A 25,831-nucleotide genomic window follows, 5' to 3' on the forward strand; every position below is an offset into this window, starting at 1 on the left:
TAAATATTTTCCTATCCTTATTTAGATAAAAAATCTAAAACGGAATAATCACCTAAAGAAATTTCTCTGGCAACTCCAAAATATTGTGCAGAATTACCGATCATAGAATTGGAAAGATTTCCATGGTTGATTCTTGTGTTTTCCTGGATCAGGGAGTTTTCAATATTAGAGTTCACAACAGTTGTATTGTTTCCTAATGAAACTCCTGGTCCTACTTTTGAATTGGAGATTTTTACGTTTTCCCCAATGAAACAAGGCTGAATAATCAAAGAATTTTCAATCACGGCAGAAGCAGGATGATTCTTCATTTCCTCTCTTTCATACTCAAGGATTTTGCTGTTGGTTTCTACAGTAGCATTTTTGTTACCGCAGTCCATCCAGTCATTTACTTTTCCAAGGGTAAACTTGGCACCTTTAGCTCTAAGGTTCTCAAGTGCTGTTGTCAATTGATACTCACCTCCGTTTTTAATATCATTGTCCATGATATAGTTGATCTCTTCCATCAGTTTTTCAGCACTGTTGAAATAATAAATACCGATGATAGCAAGATCTGAAACGTAAGTCGTTGGTTTTTCAACAAAGTCGGTAATGAAACCGTAATTATCCAATTTCACTACTCCGAATGCGGATGGATCTTCAACACTTTTCACCCAGATTACACCGTCAGAATTTTTGTCCAACTGGAAATCTGCACGGAAAAGAGTATCTGCAAAGGCAATAACGATATCTCCCTGCATAGACTGTTCTGCACATTTTATGGCGTGAGCGGTTCCAAGGGGATCGTTCTGATAATATATACTTCCTTTTGCTCCCAACTTTTCAGCAATCTGAATAAGGGATCTTTCGATCTCAGGTCCAAAATCTCCGATGATAAAAGCTACCTCTTCAATGTTTTCTCCTGCAACTTTAGCGATATCTTCCACTAATCTCTGTACGATAGGTTTTCCTGCAATAGGAATAAGAGGTTTTGGAACTGTCAGTGTATGTGGACGTAATCTGGAACCACGTCCAGCCATTGGGACAATAATTTTCATAAATTATATGTATAAAAGATGTTTTGTTAGTTGTTTTTAATATTTAGGTTAAAGATAATAATTAAAAACCTTTGATAAGTTATGATTTATATCTTTTTAAATAATTGTTTAATAACAATAGGTTTGTGTACAAGCAAAATAAAGACCAAAGTTTAATTCTTTCTGATTCTCGATAAAATCAGGTTTTTCTCAGAATAAATCAAAATTCCGGTAAAGGTCAAAAAGAGCAGGTTACTGGTAATAATGTTATAATTAAGATACTTTACAATGATGAAACTAAAGATGCCAAGCAGTATCAGAAAGAAAGACATTTTCTTCATTCTGTAAGGGATAGGATAATATTTTTGACCTAAGAGATAAGATACGATCATCATAACAACGTAAGCACCAAAAGTGGCCCATGCAGAACCGATCATACTGTGATAGTAATTTAAAGCAAGAAGGTTGAGTCCTATATTGATCCCTGCGCCAAGCCATGAAATAACAGTTCCCATACTGGTTCTGTCTGTTACTTTATACCATGTTGAAAAATTATAATAGATCCCAAAACAAAGATTGGCAATCACAATAATCGGAATAATATCTATAGCGATCCAATAGGATTTATTTGGAATGAAAACAGCCTTCAGCCAGGAGATATTGGCAATAATTCCCAGCGCTACGGCACAGGCGAAAAAGGCAAAATATTCTGCTACTTTGGCATATGTCTTTTTAGCATCGCCTTTATCCATTTGCTTAAAGAAGAAAGGCTCTATACCCATTCTATAAGCGGTAACAAATAATGTCATCAGTACGGCCAGCTTGTAGCAACCTCCATAAGCGCCGGCTTCTTCGTCCGAAATATGATTTCTCTGGATCGATTTATCAAAGTTTTCATTAATCATAAAAGCGAAACCTGCCAGCATAAGCGGAAAGGAATATTTGATCATACGCTTAAACAAAGAGGTAACAAACTGGAATCTTACCTTTAATATGATAGGAAACAGCAATAAAAAGCCAAGTGCACTTCCTGCCAGGTTACTGAAGAACGGGTAGTCTACATTTTGGTCTAATCCCATGCTTTTTGATATACTTTCCGGAATCCAGAAGAATAAAGCAGCGGTAAAAACGGCCTGGAATATAGACTGAACAATTCTTACTGCGGAATATTTGATAGGTTTATTATGAAAACGCAGCCATGCAAAAGGAATAACAAGTAAATTATCAAAAAATGCAATCAGGGCAAACCATCTGATATATTCAGGATTGTCGTGATAGCCCGCATAATCAGCAATGGGCTGATTGAAAAGGTAGCAAAAAGCGAGAAAAACCGTGGACGTTGAAAACAAAAACCAGAATGAAGTATTGAAAGTCTTTTTTTCATTATCATCTTCCGCCGAAAAACGGAAATATGCCGTTTCAAAACCAAAAGAAAGGATGATATTAACAAACGAAATCCATGCATAAAGCTGAGTGAAAATCGCAAAACCTTCATTGGGAATCTTATAGATCAAAAGCGGATTAAGGATGAATAGAATGATTCTTGGGGCTATGGCTCCTACTCCGTAGATGATTGTTTGTCCTAATAGTTTCTTATACAAAGCCGAATTTTTTTGCAAATGTAAAACTTTAAGCATTCGTTTTACTATTTTGGGGTGAATTAAAACTTAAAATCTTAATTTTACAGGGAAATAAATTGAAATGAAAGTTCTTATAAAAAATGTAAATATCGTTAACGAAGGAAAAGTCTTTGAAAGTGATATCCTAATAGACAATGATCTGATTTCTAAAATAGCTGTGGGTATTTCTGAAGATGCAGATCAGATTATTGATGGTTCGGGAAAGTATCTTCTTCCCGGAGTAATAGATGATCAGGTACATTTCCGTGAGCCGGGACTTACTCATAAAGGAGATATTGAAAGTGAATCAAGAGCTGCCATAGCTGGAGGAATAACCAGTTTTATTGATCAGCCGAATACGGTTCCAAATGCTGTTACACAGGAGTTATTAGCAGACAAATATGAGATTGCTTCCCAAAAAGCGTATGCCAACTATGGTTTTATGATGGGAGGGACGAATGATAATCTGGAGGAAGTTTTAAAAACAAACCCTAGAAATGTTCCAGGAATAAAGTTGTTTTTAGGTTCATCTACAGGAAATATGCTTGTTGATAATCCTGAAACATTGGAAAATATTTTCAGTAATACTAAAATGCTGATTGCTGTGCACTGTGAAGATGAAGCAACAATCAAAGCTAATACTCAGAAATACATGGATGAATATGGGGATGATATTCCTGTAAAGTTCCACCACCTGATCAGAAGTGAGGAAGCATGTTATAAATCTTCATCCAAAGCGATTGAGCTTGCGAAAAAAACGGGAGCGAGACTTCACGTTTTCCACCTTTCGACAGCAAAGGAAATGGAACTTTTCCGAAATGATATTCCTTTAAAAGATAAAAAAATCACTGCTGAGGTATGTGTTCATCACCTTACTTTTACCAACGAGGATTATGAAACAAGAGGAGGTCTTATCAAATGGAATCCGGCTGTTAAAACTCAAAAGGATAAAGATGCTCTTTGGGAAGCATTATTAGATGACAGAATCGATGTTATCGCTACAGACCATGCTCCGCATACTGCAGAAGAAAAAAATAATGTATATACAAAATGTCCTTCGGGAGCACCTTTGGTACAGCATTCACTGGTGGTAATGCTTGAAAACTATAAGAACGGTAAAATATCCCTAGAGAAAATTGTTGAAAAGATGGCTCATAATCCTGCTATCCTTTTCAAAGTTGAAAAGAGAGGTTTCGTGAGAGAAGGATATAAAGCGGATCTTGTTTTAGTAGATTTAAATCAGGACTGGACGGTTTCCAAAGAGAATTTACTGTACAAATGTGGCTGGAGCCCACTAGAAGGAATGAATTTCCATTCTAAGGTTACGCATACATTTGTGAACGGACATTTGGTGTATGAAAATGGAAAAATTGCAGAGGAGAAATTCGGAGAGCGATTACTTTTTGAGCCTAGAGATTAATAAGATATAATCAAAGAATATCGTCTCAGATTTAATCTGATATGTTATGATAATTCAATAGGAGTGGGCTTTAGCCCGCTCTTTTTATTTCAGATCTTCCATTGGCTTTAGCTAAAAATTATATTAATTGAGAAAAGAAAAGGGAAAATATTGGAGGCATACTTTTCATGAAGTTTTATTTAATTAGTTTTGTGCGAAAAAATAATAATCAATGTATAAGTTCTTTTTAATCTTATTTCTCTCAGTTTCTTTACAGCTTAGCTCACAAATTAATACTCAGTTACTTGCAAATTCTTCATGGACAAGGGTGAAATTCAGTATGCTGGATGGCAGCCGAGACTTATTGCAAATGCCATCACAAGTTTTAGTATGGAAAATAAAAGGAAATAACCTTTGTTTATTTACAGATGCGTTGATTTTAGATAAAGCGAGTTGTATGGACTTCAAATTAGAAAAGGAATTAATGAAAACATCAGATCTTGCGGGGTATCAAATTGAAAAATTAACTGCAGATTCCTTAGTTGTGATACAAAGAATTGTCGGGATAGATTCTCCAGATAAAATAAAAAAGACTTGGTTTATAAAGAGTTCAATTGTACTTAATAATTTTGTGAAAGAGAAAAAGAATGATTCTATTATAATTGCTTCTAAAAATTTTACACCCTCATTAAAAAGAAATATTATTTCTGAAATATTAGAGAATTATTCACAAAAAGATTTTTTTTACAATTTTAGTTCAAAAGGTAATATTTTAATTTTCCCTAAAAAACAAAAGGTTGAAGTAGAAACTGAATATAAAGACGAGACTAAAGCTAATCAAAAAGGGATTGCTTTTTTCAAAACAACTATTGAGAAAAATTATCACCTTTGGGATTTAACAGGCTTTGAGAGTTTTGAAAAAATTATTATTCCTTATGAAATGAGCATTAAGAATGGAAATAGAAGTGGATTAAGCACAATGGGTATCAGATTTTATGGTTTTTCAAATGATGCTAAAGAATTTCCTGTTTTTACTAAAAATAAGTTTGCTTCCACAGATAATTTCAATAAAGGAATGGATGCCCTCAACAAACAAAAGTTTGATAATGCAATTTACTTCTTCAATGAAGCTTATGACAATGACAATACTAATACCGATGCACTATATAATATAGTTTCTATTTCTCTAGCCCAGAATAAATCAGATATTGCATGTACTGCATTGAAAAAGTTAAACGATCTGGAACAAACAGAAGGAGCCAAATTGTATAACGAAAAATGTGCTGGAAAATAATAATCAATAGGAGCGGGCTTTAGCCCGCTCTTTTATTTTGAAAACTTCCATTGGCTTCAGCCAAAACTTATTCTTAGCTCTCGCAGATGTAGGAGATTACGCAGATTTTTTTAACCCAATCATCTGCTCAATCCGCCCAATCTGCGGGAATATCTTACCTTTTCGCTTTATTTCCCATATAGAACGTAAGTTTTCCTCCATTCATAATCTCAGAATGTTTCAGGGTAAAATTTCTGATCTCCTTTCCATTCAAAAGAACTTTCTGAACATATACATTTTTCGGACTTTGGTTGATGGCTTCAATTTCAAAGGTTTTTCCGTTTTCCAGATTGAGTACAGCATTATCAATGGCAGGACTTCCAATTGAATAATCTTCTGAACCTGGTGCTACAGGATAAAATCCTAATGAACTTAAAATATACCATGCACTCATTTGTCCGGCATCATCATTTCCACCCAGTCCGTCTGGTGTTGCTTTATACTGCATTTCCAGAATACTGCGGATTTGTGCCTGTGCTTTCCATGGCTGTCCGGCCCAGTTATAGAAATAAGCAACATGGTGAGCAGGTTCATTTCCGTGAACATATCCACCAATAATTCCTTCCCTTGTAATATCTTCAGTGTCTGCAAAGAATTCATCAGGTAAATGCATGGTGAACAACTCATCAAGTTTTGATGCAAATTTTTTCTTTCCACCCATCATCGTGATCAACTCATCAGGATTTTGAGGAACAAAGAAACTGTAATTCCATGAATTTCCTTCAATAAAGCCTTGTCCATGGGTACTTAAGACATCGAAATCTTTCTTAAAGCTTCCATCTGCCAGACGTGGACGCATAAACCCGATGGTTTTGTCAAAATTATTTTTCCAGTTTTCAGACCGTTTGATAAACTGATTGTAAATTTCTGTTTTGTTTAAATGTTTTGCAAGCTGAGCAATAGCCCAGTCGTCATAGGCATATTCTAATGTATTGGAAACTGATGTCCCATTTTTTTCGGCTGGAATATATCCAAGATCAATGTATTGTCCGATGCCTTCGTAATTTCTTTTATTAGCTGTTTCTATACATGCTTTCAATGCTTCTTCAGGATTACCGTCATAATTTCCTTTAATAATAGCGTCAGCCACAACGCTTACACTGTGATAGCCGCTCATACACCAGTTGTCATTGGCATAATGTGACCAGATAGGCAGCATTTTCATTGAGAATTGATTATAATGAGCCATCATTGATTTTACCATATCACTGTTCCGCTTAGGCTGGATGATATTAAAAAAAGGATGTAGCGTACGGTAAGTATCCCATAAAGAGAACGTAGTATAATTGGTAAAGCCATCCGCTTTGTGAACATTTTGATCTAACCCTTTATATTCTCCATTCACATCCATATAAGTGGTAGGATTGATAAAGGTATGGTACATGGCGGTATAAAAATTCGTCTTTTCTGTATCAGAACCTTTGATGACAATTTTGTTTAATTCTTTATTCCAGTTGTTTTGGGCTTGAGTTTTAGCCTGATCAAAAGACAGATTTCCGGCTTCTTTTTCCAGGTTTTCCAAAGCATTGGTCTGACTTACCGGAGAAATGGCAAGTTTTACCTCAATAGCTTCATTTTCATTGGTATCAAAATCAAAATACATTTTCAGATTTTTTCCTGCAATCTCCGGGAAGTTTTTATTCTGATCAAATTTCCGCCAGAATCCTTTGTAAACCTGCTTTTCATCATAATTTTTTTGCCCATAAGATTTAAAAGATTTTGAAAACTTCATCGCAAAATAGACCGTTCTTGTTCTTGCCCAGCCATTAGTCTGACGATAGCCTGTGATGGTATTGCCGTTTTCTACGCGAACATATGTCCATACATTTTTCCCGTCATAATTGTAAATGCCAGCCATCAGATCCAGAATAATATGAGCCTGGTCAGATTTCGGGAAAGTATAGCGATGAATTCCCACTCTTGGAGTTGCTGTCAGCTCTGCAAGGATATTATGATCATCCAGTTTTACTTTATAATATCCTGCTTCTGCTGTTTCGTTTTGATGAGAAAACCTGCTTCTGTAACCGCTTTCAGGATTGGTTGCTGTTCCAGGATTCAGCTGAAGTTTTCCCACGGTAGGCATTACCAGAAAATCTCCGAGATCAGAATGCCCTGTTCCGCTGAAATGGGTAGAACTGAATCCTACAATGGTTTTGTCTTCATATCGGTAGCCGGCACAATATTTATAAACCTCACCATTGTATTTTCCGTTAAGTTCATAGGAAATGGTGTCTGTTTCAGGGCTTAGCTGTACCGCACCAAAAGGAACTGTAGCTCCGGGGTAGGTATGACCCATCTTTTCGGTTCCGATCAGTGGATTGACGTATTGGATTAATTTTTCAAATTTTTGAGCATGAAAGTTTGCACTTAAAAGTACCAGCGAAAGAAAAACAATAGACTTTTGACTTTTCATTAATGACAATTTTTCAAAGTTTAAAATTAAGTAAAATCATCATTTGCTGTTATGTTTTAGAGTAAGAAGGGGTTATTTATTCTTTTTCAGAAAAACGGAAACCTATTCCGTGCAGGTTTTCTATTAAAATATTCTGCTCTTCGGCCAGTACCTTTCGCAATCGGGAAATAAATACATCAAGACTTCGCCCCATAAAGTAATCATCATCACCCCAGATTGCCTTCAGAATATCCTGTCTTTTAACAACAAGATTTTTATGGCGAATAAAGTATAAAAGAAGATCAGATTCTCTTTGAGTAAGAGTAATACTGTTTTCTAAACCTTGCAGTGTATAATTTTTAGGATCAAAATTATATTTGCCAACTTTATATTTCAGAGGAGTCGTATCCGTTTTCTTAGTACGTTTAAGGAAAACTTCAATTTTCAGCATAAGCTCTTCAATACTGAATGGTTTTACCAGATAATCATCAGCACCAATTTTAAGCCCTTTGATCCTGTCTTCTTTTAAAGCTTTGGCAGAAATAAAAATAATAGGAATCTCAGAATTTTTACTTCGAATTTGCTGTGCCACCTCAAACCCATTCATGCCAGGCATCATAATATCCAGCAGACAAATATCGAAATCCTGGCTGTTAAATGCTTCCAACGCAGATTCACCATCAGAATAACAGCTGATATCGTAATAACTTTCCAGACTGTCTTCCACCAGAAAAGCTATTGTTTGGTCATCTTCGGCATATAAAATTTTAGATTTCTCCATACTTACACATGATTAATTTGAAAACGGAAAGAAAAGTGTCGTGGTAATTCCATGGTCTTCATTATTCTCTACAGAAATTTTCCAGTGATGCTGCTGAACAACTTTTTTTACATAAAATAATCCCAGCCCGAAACCATTTACTTCTTCACTTCTTTTGGTATGTACCCGATAAAATTTCTCAAAAATATGAGGAATATTTTTTGCAGGAATCCCCATTCCGTTGTCTTTAAACTTTAAATATAACCCTTTTGAATCTTTATGAGCTGAAATTTTAATGACAGGTTTCATTTCACAATACTTGACAGAGTTATCTAAAAGGTTGTAAATGATATTGGTAAAATGAAATTCATCAGCCATTACTGAAGTGCTGTTTTCAATATCGATTTCGATGCTGAGGTCTTTATTTTTGTGCTGTATGTTATCTGCAATCTCTTGAATAAAAGGGAGTAACAGGATTTTTTGAGGCTTTAATGACAGTCCTGCTGCATCATTTTTAGCAATATTCAATATTTTCTCAATGTGGCTGTTGAGCTTATGACTTTGATTGATGATAATGGAAGTATAGGTCTGCAGTTTGGAATTATTCTGTACCAGTTCCTGTTTATTGAGCGCTTCTGAGGCCAAAAGTATCGAAGATAAAGGCGTCTTAAACTCATGAGTCATATTATTGATAAAATCACGCTGCAGTTCCGAGAACTTTTTCTGCTGAATAATGGTATAAATAGAATACACATACACCAGAAGGATGATGATAAGAGCAAATGTAAGCAGATACCAGAATCTCAATGAACTGATCAGATAAGTGGTTTTATCAGGAAACCGTATGGAAAAGTAATAGATCAGATTTTTATGCTTCGGGAAATTAATTACCTTGTTACTGGGGCTTTCCTGATGGGTCGTCATATACTTTCCATATATCATTTTATCACTGTGGCAGTTGTATAATGCATATACATAATCTGTATTGATCTGGAAGCGGGTGAATTCTGTTTTCAGGTAATATTCTAGAACTACGGGATGGAATTCATTGTTGATATTAACCACATAGTAGTCATTGGCAATATTCTGTACAGGATTTTCAGTGTAGGATGTCTTTCCTCCGGAGAGCTTTTCCGCAACTTCCATTAAGGCGATATTAACCTTTTGGTTAAATTTTTGATCTTCAAGATTATAAGCCTGGCGGGTCCACATCAGCTGTGCTACTAATATTCCGATAATAGCAATGAATCCCAGTGTTATGATAATATTGAGTCTTTTTATTTTCATTTCCTGAAACAATATTATCCAAAAATATCTATTTATCTTTTATCATTAACAACTCGTTAACAAATGTTAGACAGCGGTTAACAAGTTGTAATCTCAGTCTGCTTTACATTTGTTATATCGAAAGAAAATAATCAGTTTCAAATATTAAAATTTATACTCATGAAAAAACTAAAAATTACAGCTCTTTTGGCAGTGTTGGCATTCTCTCCTTTTTATGCGAATGTAATTACTGCAGACGCTCCATCTATTGTAAAAATGGTCGCAGATGCTATTAAATGGAAATCAGAATCTATCGATGTAGGAAATATTCCTCAGGGAAAACCGAAATTGATCAGATTTGAATTTACGAATACGAGCTCAAAACCAATCATTATTCAGAATGTGGCTCCTTCTTGCGGATGTACTACAGCAGATTATACAAAAACGCCGATCCAGCCGGGAAAAAAAGGATTTGTAGAAGCCAGCTATAACGCAGCAGCAGTAGGACCGTTTATGAAGACTGTAAACGTTACTACCAGTGACAGCAAAACTCCTAAAACACTTTCTTTCAAAGGAGTAGTAGCTTCTTAATATATTGTTTTAACAAATAAAAATAGCCTGGTAATTGTTATCAGGCTATTTTATTTTTCTATAGTCTGATCTATTTTAAGAATAATATAAAGAATAATTATTTGTAGCATTATTTATCAACCTATTTTACAGGATTGCATTTCAATATTTATTACTTTTAAGAAAAAATATTTTATGAGTCTATATACACAACCTATGCTGCGCGAAGGTGCACTAAAAGATAAAGTAGCAATTGTAACAGGAGGCGGAAGCGGTCTTGGAAAAGCGATGACTAAATACTTTCTTGAACTGGGCGCCAAAGTAGTGATCACTTCCAGAAATCTGGAAAAGCTTCAGACCACAGCTAAGGAACTGGAAGATGAAACAGGAGGAAAAGTACTTTGTGTGGCTTGTGATGTAAGAAACTGGGATGAGGTGGAAGCGATGAAAGAGGCAACACTGAAAGAATTCGGAAAGATTGATATTTTGTTGAATAATGCAGCCGGAAACTTCATTTCTCCAACGGAAAAACTGACGCACTCCGCATTTGACTCCATTCTCGATATTGTTTTAAAAGGAACAAAAAACTGTACCCTTTCGGTAGGAAAGCACTGGATAGATTCTAAAGCTCCGGGAACAGTACTGAATATTGTAACCACCTATGCATGGACAGGCTCTGCTTATGTAGTGCCATCTGCCTGTGCAAAAGCAGGAGTTCTGGCGATGACCAGATCACTGGCGGTAGAATGGGCAAAATACGGAATCCGTTTCAATGCGATTGCTCCGGGACCTTTCCCTACAAAAGGAGCATGGGACAGACTTCTTCCGGGAGATCTTCAGGAGAAATTCGATATGAAGAAAAAAGTTCCGTTGAGAAGAGTAGGAGAACATCAGGAGCTTGCCAACCTTGCGGCTTATCTGGTTTCCGATTACTCAGCATATATGAATGGGGAAGTGGTAACCATTGATGGTGGAGAATGGCTTCAGGGAGCTGGAGAGTTCAATATGCTTGAAGCAATTCCCGGTGAAATGTGGGATGCCTTAGAAGCAATGATTAAAGCTAAAAAGTCAAATTAAATTAAACTTATAGTAAAAAAACTCCCGGATGTGTAACAAATCCGGGAGTTTTTTTTACCTATACACTAAATAATACTTTTTCAAATGAATTTTAAACTTCCAATCCTTGTTTCGACGCTTGCAGTTGTCCTTTTTTCAGGATCTGCATATGCACAGCAAACTCCGAAATATGATTATGTAGAAGCATTTAAACCATTCTTCTACCCTCAGACAGGTACGGCAACCCGCTCTGCAAGCGGGCAGCCGGGACATGCTTACTGGCAGAATTCTGCGGATTACCATTTGAATGTCAGCTTGAATGAAACCAAAAAAGAGATTACAGGTACAGCAGAAATTACCTATACCAACAACAGTCCGGATAAATTAGGTTTTCTGTGGCTGCAGCTGGATCAGAACCTTTTTGCGAAAGACTCCAGAGGGAATGGAGTAGTTCCGCTTTCAGGAAGCAGAAATGGAGCTCATGGCGAAGAGTTTAATGGCGGATATACTATTAAATCAGTCAAACTTGATGGCAAAAAAGAAGTAAAATATACCATTACTGATACGAGAATGCAGATTGACCTTCCAAAGGAATTAAAAGCCAATGGAGGAGTTGCAAAAATAGAAATTGAATATTCATTTATTTCTCCGGATTACGGCTCAGACAGAATGGGAATTCAGGATACTAAAAACGGTAAGATATTTACCATGGCGCAATGGTACCCGAGAATGTGCGTGTATGATGATGTGATGGGCTGGAATACACTTCCTTACCTTGGAGCTTCGGAGTTTTACCTGGAATACGGGAATATTACAGCCAATATTACAGTTCCGGCTAATCATTATGTCGTAGCATCCGGAGAACTTCAGAATGAGAAAGAAGTGTACAGTAAAGAGGAAATCAACAGATGGAATGAGGCAAGAAACAGTGATAAAACCGTAATGATCCGTCCTGAGTCTGAGATCGGTAAAAATAAGGCATCCGGCACAAAAACCTGGAAATTTAAAATTAATCAGACCAGAGATTTTGCATGGGCATCCTCTGCCGGATTTATTTTAGATGCTGCAAAAATCAATTTACCCAGCGGAAAGAAATCTCTGGCTATTTCAGCTTATCCCGCAGAAAGTGCAGGCGATCAAGCCTGGGGAAGATCTACAGAATATACGAAAGCAGCTATAGAGCATTACTCGAAAAAATGGTATGAATACACGTATCCGGCTGCCACCAATGTAGCAGGGAATGAAGGCGGAATGGAATATCCGGGAATTGTTTTCTGTCATATGGATTCTAAAGGAGAAGATCTTTGGGGTGTTACAGACCATGAATTCGGGCACAACTGGTTTCCTATGATCGTTGGATCTAACGAGCGATTATTCGCCTGGATGGACGAAGGATTCAATACATTCATTAACGGACTTTCCACCGAAGCTTTCAATAAAGGTGAATATTACCGTAAACCGAATCTGGCAAGATCAGGAACATATTTGCTGACAGACAGTCTGGAGCCGGTAATGGTAGGACCGGATAATATGAAAGAAAGAAGTATTGGTGCTTTAGCTTATTTTAAACCGGGAACAGGATTAGAGGTTTTAAGAGAAACAATTCTGGGACCTGAGAAATTTGACAAAGCTTTCAGAACCTATATAGATCGCTGGGCATTTAAACATCCTACACCATGGGATTTCTTCCACACCATGGAAAATGTTTCCGGAGAGGAACTGAACTGGTTCTGGAGAGGATGGTTCTTTAATAAATGGAAAATTGATCAGGCTGTTAAAAATGTAAAATATATCAATGGTGACTTTAAAAACGGAGTTCAGATTACGGTTGAAAATATTGGACAAATGCCAATGCCTACAACGGTACAGATCAAATTCAAAGACGGAACGGCGCAGACAGTAAAAGTTCCTGTTGAGGTCTGGAAAAGAAATACGGAATGGACATTCAAGGTAGATTCTAACAAGGAAATTGATGAGGTGAAGTTGGATCCGAATTCAGTAGTTCCTGATATCAACCTGGAAAACAATAGCAAAAAACCTTCATAGAGATATTGGATATATATCTATAATTTAGATGTAACGCAAAGATCTGATATGCGATGTTTAATTTTTAAGGGGGCAAAGATGGTATCAATGGAATTGATTCTTTCTAAGCGTGAGCATATTCATGCAGCTTCATCAGCAACTTGTTGCTTTCTTAGCTTACTTAAGAATAATAATAGTTAATATGATCTTTGCGTCTATAAAATAGATCTCTGCAATATGCATTACAAAAGCCTGAACTTACCACTGTAAGTTCAGGCTTTTTATTTTTTAGGGTGTTTTTCCTGAACAGGTTGAGGTGTTCTCCTGAAATGTTTTGATGGTCAGTGATCTAATTTTGTCCCACAATATTAATCAAAAACAAAAAACATGGAAACATTAAAATCGGTGCTGGAAGCAAGCCACGCCAAAAAAACAAAAAATGAGTTAATTGATCTTTTATCAGGAGTAGAAAAAGTGCTGACCCCGGCAGTCTATGAAAAAGTATCAGGAATTGAAACTTCAGAACTGAGTTCACTGACGAATAAAGAACTGTTAGCAATTGTAGACGAATTCAAAAAGAACTATGATGAAAAGTGGGAAAAATCTTTCTCAGGTACCTCCTCAGAGATCATGAAACTGATTGCCGGTAGAATGGCTGCCGATGACGAGATTTTCAGAACTTCTGATGCTGCCAGTGCAGATTTTGCAGCAGAATTGGGAAGTATCGACTTTGCCACCATTATTGGCGGGCCTTTGGATGCTTGTGTAAAAGCACAGTCTAATGCCTCAATTGCCACGGTTAATTTCATCAATGAAGTCGGATTTGAACTTACAGATCCTGCCAATGCAGCCAGTGCTAAAAAACTGAGAATGGCAGAATTCAAATACAAAAAAAATATTCCGAATCCGGATTTTAAGGAAGATGAGCCAGTAAGTGCTACCAATCCTAAAACGATTCCGAATGATGTAGAAATTTCCGTGCCTTTTATTGCGCTGTTGAATGTTCCAAGTTTCAGAATTGAAACCTGTGAAGTAGACTTTAATGTGAAGCTTAATTCTACATACACAAAAGACGTAAGTGATGAATTTGGGATCAACGCCGGAGTTTCCGGAGGATGGGGACCTGTAAAATTCAAAGTGGATGTATCATATAAAAGAACTTCCAGTACAGGAATCAAAGTGGAAAAAGAATATTCTCTTGGGGTAAAAGTGCGTGCAACCAATGACGAAATGCCTGCAGGGCTTGAAAAAGTGCTTGGACTTCTTTCACAATAACAGATTTTACGAAAATGATAAAACTATCAGATTACCTGGATTATCTCAACAACGAGATAATTCAGGCTCGTAAAAAAGCAGACGAAAATGCTGTTCTTATTGCCAAAGAATACGCCCGTCATGAGTATCTGAAATATTTCAAGGTTCCGCGCTATGCTTTGCCTAGTGTAAAGATGGATATTCCGATCAAAATCACGGATATCGATTCAGATTCCAAATATAATTTTAAACTGAATCAGGATCAGTTCGTTACAGAAATAAACGAGAGAATCCGTCTGGCAAACAAAGAGAAAAACCTGAATATTTCTGAAATCAGCAAGAGACAGCTGCAGACTGAAGAATTCAAAACGCTGTTCAGTACGCTGGAAAAAAATGATCAGAAATTCGGTAAGCTTCCTGCAGTTGAAGTCCTTAAGCTGGATCTCAGGAAAAAAGTCCAGCTTCTCAATTCCGGAATTTTCCGGCCTCAGGAGGGAGCAACAGAAGAGACCGATGAACTGAAAGATATCTTTTCAAAGGTTTTACTGAATAAATATACGCTGGTAAACGCCAAGCTGAACAGCATTTATATAGATCCCAATACCAGTGCAGCAGAAGATAAAGATAAATTATTCATCAACCTTCATGTGGAAATGGAGGAAGAAGGAATCAGGATTGTGTCTTACAAAGATAAAGACGGTAATGAAATAGAACAGATAACTTTTGAGTAATGCAGGAACTTATTCACTTTACGGTACAGAAAATCAAAGAACTGCTGGAACAGTTCAATGAAGTTCAGACTTTATATCTGTCAAAAGCATTTGATTTTGATGCCCGGTTTGATGCATTTCTCAATGAGGTTCTGGAATATTTTCGCACCAAAGGAAACACCAGCCATGAATCTGAAGTACTGAAGGTAATGAATATGATTTCCACCGTTAAAAGAGGCTTTAACCCTATAAAAATGGAGAAAATAACGACTGGAAGAAGGGAAATGCTCGGAGGATTCTCGTTCAATGGGATGGAAAGTATTTATGATATTCTGATGGAAATATATGCCAAAGAAAACAAAAAACTTGATGAGGCGGAAGAGCTTATTTCAGGAATCATTGTCTCGTTATACCAAAATGGTATTCTGGATGATGAAAAACTAAAAGACATGAATTCTGTTCCCAAAATCGAACGTTTCTGGACTTCACTGGTTGAACAGAATACAGCCATATCCGGAATTAATAAAAAACTCAGATTAACCATTATTCCGGAGGATATTTTTCTTATTCTCGAAAAGGTATTTCTGAAATTAATTTAAAAAGATTATTATGGAAACCGGAAGATATATTGTTCTGCTGCAGAACCAGCAGAAAAATGCACTCAAAAAAATAGAGAAAGAACTGGAAGTGAATATTACTTCTTCAGAATTTCTCTCGAAAGAAAACCGTTCTTACGAAATCATTGATAAGGACAATGGAGTCCTTTACAAAAATCTTGGGGTTCTAGTGGTGGAAAATATGGATGAAGAACAGTTGAAAAGTGCTGTGAGAGATGAATCGAATTCTATTGTATACTACGAAAAAGAAAGAGAATTTTTTCCTGCAGATGAATTACAGCTTATTAATGAGCTTAAAAAACAGTCTGCCGGACTTGCAGAAAAAATCTCAGAACTTGAAAAATATATCATCACAAAACCTTTACCTCAAAAATCATTCGTTGAAATGGAATGGGGATTAAAAGCAATCGGATTGGAAAATACCAGCTACACGGGAAAAGGGATTGATGTCTGCATCCTTGATACCGGACTTGAAACTTCCCATCCGGATTTTTCCGCTGAGGTAATGGAAGGAAAATCTTTTATAAATGGTGAAGATTGGAACAGAGATCCCAACGGGCATGGCACACATTGCGCTGGAGTGGCTACAGGAAATACAAGAAGTGATAACGGAAAACGTTACGGAATTGCTAAAGACTGCAACCTGAAAATAGCAAAAGTGCTCGCAGATAACGGCAGAGGTACCACCAGCAGTGTCATTGATGCGATAGACTGGGCGATTTCGAAGAAATTCAGAATCCTGTCTCTTTCATTAGCTTCTCCGGTGAAACTTGATGATCAGCCGTCAGTTCTTTTTGAAACCATTGGAGAAAGAGCGCTGGAAAATAACTGTCTTATTATTGCAGCCGCAGGAAATGACAGCAACAGGCCACAGATTCCACAGCCTGTTTCAATGCCGGCCAATTCAAAATCGATTATGGCTGTTGGAGCCATTGATGCTCAAATGAAGATCGCCAGATTTTCAAACGCGGGTCTCAATCCGTCCACGGGAGGAAGTATCAATGTCTGTGCTCCCGGAGTAGATATTATCAGTTCCTATCCTAAAAATGCGAAGAACAAGAATAATTTATATTACAGTTTGAGCGGTACAAGTATGGCTGCACCACATGTTTCCGGGCTTGCAGCGTTGTATATGGAACAGTTTCCCGATAAATCAGCAAAAGAGATCTGGGAACTGATTGAGAACAAGGCAAGGCCTGTTGAGGGCATAAAATACAGAGATATTGGAAATGGTTTAATACAGATATACTTATGATCACTTATCTTGCAGTTTTAAAGAAAGATATAAATTTAAAAAAGCTTGAAGTCCTTCTCAAAAGTAAAGGTATAAAACTGGCTGCTCACTATAAAACAATAGGAGTCGTAAAGCTTGAAAGTCAGCTGCCGGTTTCAGAGTCCGAATTTCAGGAGTATTTTATATCTATAGAAGAAGAAAAAGATAATTTAACAATATAATCACATCAATAAAGCTTTTCTGTCGCAGAGAAGTTTTATTTTTGTCTCTTAATGATAAAATAACATATGAATTTCAGATTTTCAATGGTGTTTCTGATGTTTTTTGCATTAGAATTCTCACAAGACCTTACCGTAATGAGTTTTAATATCAGACTGAATGTAGAGTCGGATAAAGACAATGCCTGGCCAAAAAGGAAACAGGACGTTGCCGATTTATTAACCTATTATCACCCGGATTATTTCGGAGTACAGGAAGCGCTTCCGGAGCAGATGAAAGATATTAAAACAGGATTAAAAAACTATGACTATATAGGAGTAGGAAGAGATGACGGCAAAGAAAAAGGAGAGTTTTCTGCTATCTTTTATGATACCAACAAACTGGAAATTGTAAAATCCGGGACGTTCTGGTTATCCGAAACTCCGGAAAAACCCTCAAAAGGCTGGGATGCTGCCCTCAACAGGATCTGTACTTACGCCATATTTAAAGACAAAAAATCGAAAAAGGAATTCCTGGCAATGAATCTTCATTTTGATCATATTGGAAATATAGCAAGAGTGAAATCTTCGGAACTGATCCTGAAAAAGATCAAAGAGCTGAATCCAAAGAACCTTCCGGTAACATTGAGCGGAGATTTTAACCTGACGGATGATTCAGAACCGATTAAAATCCTTTCTCAGAATATGAAAGATACTTTTTATCACTCAGAAACAAAACATTATGGCCCGGTAGGAACATTTACGGCTTTTGATGTCAATACAGTCCCGAAAGACAGAATCGATTATATTTTTACTCAAGGTTTTAAAATAAAATCTCACAGACATATCAATGACAGAAGAGAAAATCTGTTGTATCCTTCAGACCATTTCCCTGTGATTGTGAATCTTTCCCTATAAAAAATCAGTTGGTTGGAAAATCAACTTCAAATCCAATTCCTCTCAGGGATTGGATTTTTATTTGGGGATCACTAATGAAATATTTGCGAAGTCTGCTGATAAACACATCAAGGCTTCTTCCCGTAAAATAATCATTGGTTTCCCAGAGGTTATCCAGGATATTATCTCTTGTAATGATGGATCGGTTGTGCTTCAGAAGATACAGAAGAAGTTCCTGTTCTCTTATGGTCAGTCGGTTGTTTCCATTAGGGTGCGACAACAGAAGTTTAGTGGTATCCAGTGAGAATTCTCCGATTTTTATCTGACTTTCCGTAACCGCGGGAAGTGTTCTTTTCAGAATATTTTTAATTCGTAAAACAAGTTCTTCAGGGTCGCAAGGCTTGGAAATATAATCGTCGGCACCTATTTTCAAGCCCATCAGACGGTCAATTTTTTGATTTTTAGCCGTTAAAAATAATAATGGAAAATGACTTTTTTCCTTTACAATCATTTTGGCCAGAGAAAAGCCGTCAAGATTGGGCATCATCACATCCAGAATTCCTATCTGAAATGGGAAATCAGCATGAAGCAATGGTATAATATCTTCAGGGTTCTGAAACCAGCTGACTTCAAAATCCTCCAATTCAAGATATTGTTTAAGAATCATTCCGAAATCCGGATCATCTTCTGCCAGAAGAATTTTAATTTTCATAAGGAATTGATATTTTAAAAGTACTGCCTGCATGAAGCTGGCTGGAAACCTCTATTTTACCACCATAATTGGTAATGATTTTTTTTACAAAATAAAGTCCCAGCCCAAGACCTTTGCTGTTGTGAATATTGTTATTCTGTATTCTGTAGAATTTTTCAAAAATATGATTCAGTTCTTTTGTTTCCATACCCTGGCCATTATCTGAAACTTCCATTTCCAATTGCTGAGAAAGATTTCGGATATATATTTTAATAGCCGATGCACCGTATTTTACACTGTTTTCGCAAAGATTTTTAATGACCGTTTCCATCAGGTTTTTATCAAAAGAAAGGTTTTGTGAAACTGTATTTTCAAGGTTAAAATCAATGTTCGGGTAAGTCACCGCAAGATCCTGAATGAAAAAATCCCAGTCTTCAGGTTGTATTTCAACCATTTCATCCGGCATTTCATCTTTATGAAGCTGAACCATCAGGCTTTCCAGCCGTGAAATCTGTCTGTCAATAAGAGGAAGCGTTTCAGGATTCCATTCTTTTTTTAATGCTTTGGAAGCTATTTTTAAAGTAGCGATAGGCGTTTTAAACTCATGCGAAATGTTATCCACAATGCTGTGGAGAACTTCTACCTGCTTCTGCTGCTGAATCAGATTTCTGATCGTGAAGATATAAAGCAAAAGAACTCCTGCAAGAAGTATAATACAACAAATGATCAGCAGGGTAAGCTCTTTGAAAACAATACTTTTTATATTTCTGATCTCAAAATCTGTCTGGGTTTTAACAAGAAAAGTATTCTTTTTTTCAACATGCCCTTTATCTGTGTCATTTCTTTTGGTGGTTGAGGTTTCCCAGCTTCCGTTACTCGCAATACGCGGATTTTTAAGCTTATCCTGCGTTTCAAAAATAATAATAGGTTCGGTAATTACTTTTGTGCTGTCCGGCAGATGAACAATGGAAAGATATCTTATTCTCGCAGAGATTTCATAACCGTCTTGCTGGTGACGGCTGTCGATATAATGAATCAGTCTTTCTCTGGCAGATTTTCTGTTTTCTATGAAATGATTTAGAAAATCCTTTCTGTTGATTTCCTTATTATGGTACTTGATAATGATTTCCTGAAGAGAGTCATCATTCCTTTCTTTCACCTCCTGGATATCTTCAAGACTGTATGTGTAATTGGTAAGTCCATCATTTACGGATCTGTAGATATCCCTTTCTTTTACCTGATAGGTCTTATACATAAAGTACACCTGAATTCCCAGTAAAAGCAGGAACAAAGCGGCAAAAACCGAAATCAGAATTTTACTCTTGGCTATCATTAAAACAAAGATAAAACTTTAACATTTTACTGAAATAGTATTTTTGTCATTAACCTTTTATTAACCTGATGGTTAATGTGTTTTTGGTAATTTTAGAAAATTAATGACCATTTAATGAAAAAGATACTCATTCTTGTAATTCTGATGCTTGGGATACACATCAATGCTCAAACCCACCGCTTTATATATGAACTTCAATACAGATTTGAACCTAACGGGACAAATTATGATAAAGAAGAAATGGTGCTGGATATCAATCCTGATGAAGTGAAGTTTTATGAATCTGAATTTTTAGCAAGCGATTCCCTGAATATTCTTCACGGGGGTATTTCTTCTCAACATACCAGCCAGTCCGGACAAACTATTATCCGAAAAAGAAATTCCAATAAAAATAAAAACTTTGTTCAGATCATGATGATGCCTTATTATTATGTTTTTGAAACGGAGGATAATATCCGGTGGAAAATAGAGGCTGATACTAAAAAGATCAATAATTATAATTTACAAAGAGCAACTGCTGTGTTTGGAGGAAGAAACTGGACTGCTTGGTTTACGCCGGATATCAACATTCCTGAGGGCCCCTATAAATTCAGAGGGTTGCCGGGATTGGTTCTGTATGTGGAAGATGACAAGAAAGATTTTATATATTCTTTCTCCCGAAATAGAAATCTCCCAAAAACATACGATACAAAAAGCTTTCTTGAAAAGCATTATTCACTGGATGCTATTGCCATTGACTTAAAGAAATGGGTAAAACTGAATCTGGAGTTTTACAATGATCCATATGCCAGAATGAGAACCGAATTTCAGCCGGACTGGAATGTCCGCATTAATGGGCAGCAAATCAAAAGCAAAGAAGAATTTGCAGGTTTGACTAAACAAACTCAGATAGACATCAAAAAATATTATAATCCGATAGAACTGGATAAAGCCATTCCTTATCCATAAAAAAATATACTCTATTGATTTTAAAACCTGAATTTACGAATTCAGGTTTTGTTATTTTAAAGAAAAGACATTAACCTATCATTAACCCATCGTTAACCGAAATTCTCCCTTTCAATACAGAATTTTGTAGGCATAAAACAGAACAGTGTTTTGTTGGAATAAAAAATAACCATGTATAAAATTCTTTTTTTTCTGTGTTTTCCAGCTTTGATTCTTGCCCAGAAACAAAAAGCTGGAGGAACAGTTGTAAACACCAAAAACGAAAAGGTTTCTTCCGTAAAAGTGGAGGTGTATAATGCTCAAAATGCATTAATTAAAGAATTAAAAACAGATGAGAACGGGAATTTTGTACTGGAGGATATAGTAGAACAGGAGGTGAAGCTTGTTATTAAAACTCAGGGATATTCTTTATTTGAGAAAAAATTGAATGTAAAAGAGTCTGAACCACTCAATATCATTCTTAAAAAAGAATCTAACGAAATAGAAGGAGTCGTGATGACAAAACGTAAACCTTTGGTGAGAAGAAAGGTAGACCGTCTGGAATTTAATGTGGAAAACAGTAACATTTCTTCACTCAATGCCTGGGAAATTCTAAAAAATACACCCAGTGTCACCATCAACAATAGTGTATTGAGTGTAAAGGGAAGTACCGGAATTCTGGTGACGATTAATGATAAAAAAATAATGCTGACAGGAGACGAGCTTAAAAACCTTCTGGAAAATACACAGGGAGATGAAGTGAAATCAGTGGAGGTGATTACCAATCCGCCAGCAAAATATGAAGCCTCAGGAAGTGCAGTGCTGAATATTGTTCTGAAAAAGAATAAAATTGAAGGCTACCGCGGTATTCTTTCATCCAAATATGTGCAGACACAATATGCAAAAGGCGTTTTTGGTGTTTCTCAATATTATAAAAAAGATAAACTTTCCTTAATGGGAAGCTATTATAAAGGGCTGGGAACGTACTACCGGGAAGGAACAGATTATGTAAACTATCCGGAAAGCCAAACCCGATGGGTAAGTACAATGAACAGGAAGGATAAAAACAATAACCAGAATACCCTGAATTTTAATGCGGAATATGAATTGGACAGCCTGACCAATCTAAGCCTCAACTACTCAGGGTATTTTTCTCCAAAGTCCTTCGGAACTTATAATGTTCCTACATTGATCTATAACCTGCAGGATCAGGTAGAATCTGATTATACCACCATCAATGATCATCGTTCACGTTCCATCAACAACTCTGTGAGTTTTCAGATAGACAGAAAACTGAATAAAAAAAGCAGTCTTTCATGGATCAATTATTTTACCGGAAATAATGCCGATAAATATCAGAATGTAATTACCCATCTGAATTTTGCAGGCCAGCCACCTAAAGAAGATAACTTCCTTACCCGGAATAAAGCAGATGTTCAGCTGTATTCCACCCAATTCGATTATCAGTGGAAAGGCGATAAACTGGAACTTGAATCGGGAACGAAGTATAGTTTTGTAAAGACCAGTAGTACACTTGATTTCTCCGATAATGAGAACGGAATACTCCAATACCGGCCGGAGAAAAGCAGCATTTTCGATTATAAAGAACACAATTTTGCACTATATTCTTCATTAGCCTATAATATTGGAAAATGGAGTTTCAAAGGCGGACTGCGCGCGGAAATGACAGATCTTGAAGGAGTAGTTTCTGAACCTTATGAATTGAATAAGACCAACTACTGGAAATTCTTTCCTACTTTTTATGCACAGTATACCACAGAAAATAAACAGGAATTCGGATTCTCTTATGGAAAGAGAATAAGCAGACCTTCCTATTCATGGTTGAATCCTGCAAAATCTTACTACAATCTGTTTTCCTATTATCAGGGTGATCCGAAATTAAAAGCGACAATTACCCACAACCTCAATCTTACTTATTCCTGGAAAGACTGGAATCTCGATTTGTATTATCGAAAAGAAATATATCCGTCCATGGAAATCTCCTATCAGGAACCAAGTACCAACAGTCTGATCTATTATTTTACCAATATTGAGAAAGGAGAAGCCTTTGGATTAAGCTTATATAAAAATTTCCAGATCAAATCCTGGTGGAATATTATCTTTTCTGAAAATCTCGAGCATAATGAAAATTATTTCAAAGGAATTGATGGAATGTTGTATAAAAATAAAGTCTGGAACTGGGTGTCCAACATTTCAACAAGCTTTACATTGGATAAAAACAGCGACTGGAAAATGGAAATGGGGCACCGCTATTATTCTCCGGGCATACAGGGAACTTTCAGAATATCTTCTCTTTGGTCAGCCTATTTTGTAATGAACAGGAAGTTCTTTAGTAAAAAACTGGAAGCCAGTCTTGTTTTTAGTGATATCTTCAGATCCACAGGGCAGAAGGTCAGCACAAAATATGCAAATCAGGATAATTATTTTCTTGATTATACCGATACTCAGGGAGTGACATTTTCATTGAAATTCAACTTTGGAAATCAATCGGTTAAAAATGCAAAAACAATTCAGAAGACAACTGAGCAGGATAGATTGTAGAATGTTTTTATACAAAAGTTAATTACAGTGAAATATTATCGTGAAATAATGATCGTCTGATGGTACATTTTCGCTATTTTTGATGCCTGTCTTTAAAAAGATCGCTATGAAGAAAATTTTTTCCGGAATGCTGATCGCAGTCTCTTTACTGCAATTATCAGCTCAGGAATTGTATATGCCGAGGAATATCAAAAAAGCGTATGAAAAAGGTACACGTGATATCTCCGGAGCGCCAGGAAAAAACTACTGGCAGAATAAAGGAGTGTATAATGTAGAGGTGAAAGTAGATGCTGCTACAAAAGTGGTTTCCGGAAAAGAAACCATTGTTTATACCAACAACAGCCCGGATCATCTGAATGAGCTTGCCATACGATTTGTAAATAACCTTCACAAGCCGCAGTCGCCAAGATCAGGATTTGTATCCAAAGATTTCCTTTCATCCGGACTGAAAATTAAGTCTTTTGCTGTAAACAATGTAAAATATGAAATCAACAGTGACGATTGGAGTACTGTTGAAAAAGTAAAATTAAAATCAGCTTTAAAATCTAAATCAAAAGCTGAGGTTAAAATAGAGTGGGAATATCCACTGTCGGTTCAGAGTGGAAGAGAAGGACAGATTGATCCTGAAACATTCTATGTGGCATACTCTTTTCCAAGAATTTCCGTGTATGATGATTACAACGGATGGGATATGCTGCAGCACTCAGACAGACAGGAGTTTTATAATGATTTCAATGATTACAGTTTTGCCATTACCGCACCAAAAAATTATGTAGTTTGGGCAACCGGAGATTTTCTGAATCCGGAATCTGTACTTCAGCCGGAATATTTAAAAAGATATAAAGCTTCTCTGAAAAGTGATAAGCTGATGCATATTGCTACAGAACAGGAAATGAAGTCCGGAAAAGTAACAAAACAGAATAAATGGAATGTCTGGAAGTTTAAAGCCAGCCATATTACAGATTTCTGTTTTGCGATGAGTAACCATTATGTGTGGGATGCCGCCAGTGTTCAGTTAAAAACAAAGAGAGCCAGCGTTCAGGCCGGATATCAAAACGGAGCTAAAGATTTTGAACATTATGTAGACTGGATGCGCTACAATCTGGATTGGTTCTCAAAAAACTGGCCTGGTGTAGAATATCCTTACAATGTAATGACGGCTATCCAGGGATATGCAGATATGGAATATCCTATGATGATTAATGATACCAGTATTCCTGATGATCTTAATGATGCCCGGCTCACGGCAGATCATGAGATTGCCCATACGTATTTCCCGTTTTATATGGGAATCAATGAGACCAGATATGCATTTATGGATGAAGGCTGGGCAACCACGCTGGAATATCTTATAGGAATTGATGAAAACGGAGAGGCTGCTGCTAAGGAATTTTATAAAAACTTCCGCGTTAAAAAATGGATCAATGATCCTTCTGCTGAACAGGACCAACCGGTAATTACCATGAGTACGCAGGTAAGCGGTGCCGGATATGGAAACAATTCCTATGTAAAATCTTCATTGTCTTATCTGGCACTGAAAGATTATTTAGGAGATGAACTTTTCAAAAAAGCATTACATCACTACATGGATAACTGGAATGGGAAACATCCGGTTCCGTGGGATTATTTCAATTCTATGAATACAGGATCAGGAAAAAATCTGAACTGGTTTTTCCAGAATTGGTTTTATACCAATAATTATATTGACTTAAAAGTTACAGGAGCCTCTCAGATGAATGATATGCTTACCATAAATGTAACGAACGTAGGAGGTTTTGCTATTCCGTTTGATGCGATATTGTCTTATGATGACGGAACTACAGAAAAGCTCCATTTTTCACCTTCAGTTTGGGAAAAAGATCAGAAACTGACCGATCTTGTCATTCCTATTAAGAAGAGAATAAAATCGGTGCAGCTGGACGGAGATATCTTTATGGATTATACTCCGGATGACAACCGTAAAAACTTATAAACTA

The 25,831-nt window shown here is 36.5% G+C and carries 21 protein-coding genes; 14 read left to right on the forward strand and 7 right to left on the reverse strand.

Translation table 11 applies throughout. The features are described from left to right. Positions 1 to 17 precede the first annotated feature (17 nt). On the reverse strand, positions 18 to 1,034 hold the full coding sequence (locus J2786_RS21035) for a sugar phosphate nucleotidyltransferase (RefSeq protein ID WP_047429106.1): 1,017 nt from the start codon (positions 1,032 to 1,034) through the stop codon (positions 18 to 20). A gap of 152 nt (positions 1,035 to 1,186) precedes the next feature. Continuing rightward, the gene (locus J2786_RS21040) at positions 1,187 to 2,614 is read right to left on the reverse strand and encodes an oligosaccharide flippase family protein (protein WP_047429257.1); all 1,428 of its coding nucleotides are present in this window, start codon (positions 2,612 to 2,614) and stop codon (positions 1,187 to 1,189) included. A gap of 100 nt (positions 2,615 to 2,714) precedes the next feature. Here J2786_RS21040 and J2786_RS21045 point away from each other — a divergent pair, with 100 nt between their 5' ends. Together J2786_RS21045 and J2786_RS21050 are read left to right on the forward strand one after the other, a co-directional pair. Then, positions 2,715 to 4,052, forward strand: a complete 1,338-nt coding sequence (locus tag J2786_RS21045; RefSeq protein ID WP_047429108.1) for a dihydroorotase — start codon at positions 2,715 to 2,717, stop codon at positions 4,050 to 4,052. Positions 4,053 to 4,263: 211 nt separating this feature from the next. Continuing rightward, the gene (locus J2786_RS21050) at positions 4,264 to 5,325 is read left to right on the forward strand and encodes a hypothetical protein (RefSeq protein ID WP_047429111.1); all 1,062 of its coding nucleotides are present in this window, start codon (positions 4,264 to 4,266) and stop codon (positions 5,323 to 5,325) included. A 154-nt stretch (positions 5,326 to 5,479) separates the two neighbouring features. Here J2786_RS21050 and J2786_RS21055 read toward each other — a convergent pair whose 3' ends face one another. From J2786_RS21055 to J2786_RS21065, 3 genes are all read right to left on the reverse strand, one after another. Continuing rightward, complete coding sequence (locus J2786_RS21055; protein WP_082001923.1) at positions 5,480 to 7,777, reverse strand: GH92 family glycosyl hydrolase; 2,298 nt, start codon at positions 7,775 to 7,777, stop codon at positions 5,480 to 5,482. 76 nt (positions 7,778 to 7,853) lie between these two features. Next, positions 7,854 to 8,537, reverse strand: coding sequence for a response regulator transcription factor (locus J2786_RS21060; protein WP_047429113.1), 684 nt, complete (start codon positions 8,535 to 8,537; stop codon positions 7,854 to 7,856). Positions 8,538 to 8,549: 12 nt separating this feature from the next. Then, on the reverse strand, positions 8,550 to 9,803 hold the full coding sequence (locus tag J2786_RS21065) for a sensor histidine kinase (RefSeq protein WP_047429115.1): 1,254 nt from the start codon (positions 9,801 to 9,803) through the stop codon (positions 8,550 to 8,552). Positions 9,804 to 9,962: 159 nt separating this feature from the next. On the opposite strand from J2786_RS21065, the gene J2786_RS21070 reads away from it, so the two are divergent. The 9 genes from J2786_RS21070 to J2786_RS21110 all read left to right on the forward strand — a co-directional run bounded on the left by J2786_RS21070 (position 9,963) and on the right by J2786_RS21110 (position 18,363). Continuing rightward, positions 9,963 to 10,373: a DUF1573 domain-containing protein gene (locus tag J2786_RS21070; protein ID WP_047429116.1), complete on the forward strand. Its 411-nt coding sequence runs from the start codon at positions 9,963 to 9,965 to the stop codon at positions 10,371 to 10,373. A 174-nt stretch (positions 10,374 to 10,547) separates the two neighbouring features. Beyond that, positions 10,548 to 11,429 carry an SDR family oxidoreductase gene (locus J2786_RS21075; protein WP_047429118.1) on the forward strand — a complete coding sequence of 294 codons (882 nt, stop codon included), beginning with the start codon at positions 10,548 to 10,550 and terminating at the stop codon, positions 11,427 to 11,429. Positions 11,430 to 11,513: 84 nt separating this feature from the next. Continuing rightward, the gene (locus J2786_RS21080) at positions 11,514 to 13,454 is read left to right on the forward strand and encodes a M1 family metallopeptidase (protein WP_047429120.1); all 1,941 of its coding nucleotides are present in this window, start codon (positions 11,514 to 11,516) and stop codon (positions 13,452 to 13,454) included. A gap of 366 nt (positions 13,455 to 13,820) precedes the next feature. Next, the gene (locus J2786_RS21085; RefSeq protein WP_310026658.1) at positions 13,821 to 14,708 is read left to right on the forward strand and encodes a DUF2589 domain-containing protein; all 888 of its coding nucleotides are present in this window, start codon (positions 13,821 to 13,823) and stop codon (positions 14,706 to 14,708) included. A gap of 14 nt (positions 14,709 to 14,722) precedes the next feature. Then, positions 14,723 to 15,418, forward strand: a complete 696-nt coding sequence (locus J2786_RS21090; protein ID WP_047429122.1) for a hypothetical protein — start codon at positions 14,723 to 14,725, stop codon at positions 15,416 to 15,418. Next, entirely contained in the window at positions 15,418 to 15,996 is a 579-nt protein-coding gene (locus J2786_RS21095) for a hypothetical protein (protein ID WP_047429124.1), read from the forward strand. The genes J2786_RS21090 and J2786_RS21095 overlap by 1 nt, the downstream gene beginning before the upstream one ends. Positions 15,997 to 16,006: 10 nt before the next feature. Further along, positions 16,007 to 17,269 (forward strand): S8 family peptidase, encoded by a 1,263-nt coding sequence (locus J2786_RS21100; protein WP_052186893.1) that lies wholly within the window; start codon positions 16,007 to 16,009, stop codon positions 17,267 to 17,269. Then, positions 17,266 to 17,469 carry a hypothetical protein gene (locus tag J2786_RS21105; protein WP_047429126.1) on the forward strand — a complete coding sequence of 68 codons (204 nt, stop codon included), beginning with the start codon at positions 17,266 to 17,268 and terminating at the stop codon, positions 17,467 to 17,469. The genes J2786_RS21100 and J2786_RS21105 overlap by 4 nt, the downstream gene beginning before the upstream one ends. Before the next feature lie 66 nt (positions 17,470 to 17,535). Further along, positions 17,536 to 18,363, forward strand: coding sequence for an endonuclease/exonuclease/phosphatase family protein (locus tag J2786_RS21110; RefSeq protein WP_310026662.1), 828 nt, complete (start codon positions 17,536 to 17,538; stop codon positions 18,361 to 18,363). A gap of 4 nt (positions 18,364 to 18,367) precedes the next feature. Here the strand turns inward: J2786_RS21110 and J2786_RS21115 are convergent, their stop codons facing one another. After that, positions 18,368 to 19,054, reverse strand: a complete 687-nt coding sequence (locus J2786_RS21115; RefSeq protein WP_047429130.1) for a response regulator transcription factor — start codon at positions 19,052 to 19,054, stop codon at positions 18,368 to 18,370. Next, the gene (locus J2786_RS21120; protein ID WP_310026665.1) at positions 19,044 to 20,366 is read right to left on the reverse strand and encodes a sensor histidine kinase; all 1,323 of its coding nucleotides are present in this window, start codon (positions 20,364 to 20,366) and stop codon (positions 19,044 to 19,046) included. Before J2786_RS21120 ends, J2786_RS21115 begins: the two co-directional genes overlap by 11 nt. A gap of 114 nt (positions 20,367 to 20,480) precedes the next feature. On the opposite strand from J2786_RS21120, the gene J2786_RS21125 reads away from it, so the two are divergent. The 3 genes from J2786_RS21125 to J2786_RS21135 all read left to right on the forward strand — a co-directional run bounded on the left by J2786_RS21125 (position 20,481) and on the right by J2786_RS21135 (position 25,827). Beyond that, positions 20,481 to 21,314 (forward strand): GLPGLI family protein, encoded by an 834-nt coding sequence (locus J2786_RS21125; protein ID WP_052186895.1) that lies wholly within the window; start codon positions 20,481 to 20,483, stop codon positions 21,312 to 21,314. A gap of 171 nt (positions 21,315 to 21,485) precedes the next feature. After that, positions 21,486 to 23,855, forward strand: a complete 2,370-nt coding sequence (locus tag J2786_RS21130) for an outer membrane beta-barrel protein (protein ID WP_310026667.1) — start codon at positions 21,486 to 21,488, stop codon at positions 23,853 to 23,855. Between the two features lie 106 nt (positions 23,856 to 23,961). Continuing rightward, positions 23,962 to 25,827, forward strand: a complete 1,866-nt coding sequence (locus J2786_RS21135) for a M1 family metallopeptidase (protein WP_047429266.1) — start codon at positions 23,962 to 23,964, stop codon at positions 25,825 to 25,827. Positions 25,828 to 25,831 lie beyond the last annotated feature (4 nt).

Origin of the sequence: Chryseobacterium vietnamense (assembly GCF_031454475.1) — a bacterium.
Taxonomy (GTDB): Bacteria; Bacteroidota; Bacteroidia; order Flavobacteriales; family Weeksellaceae; genus Chryseobacterium; species Chryseobacterium vietnamense.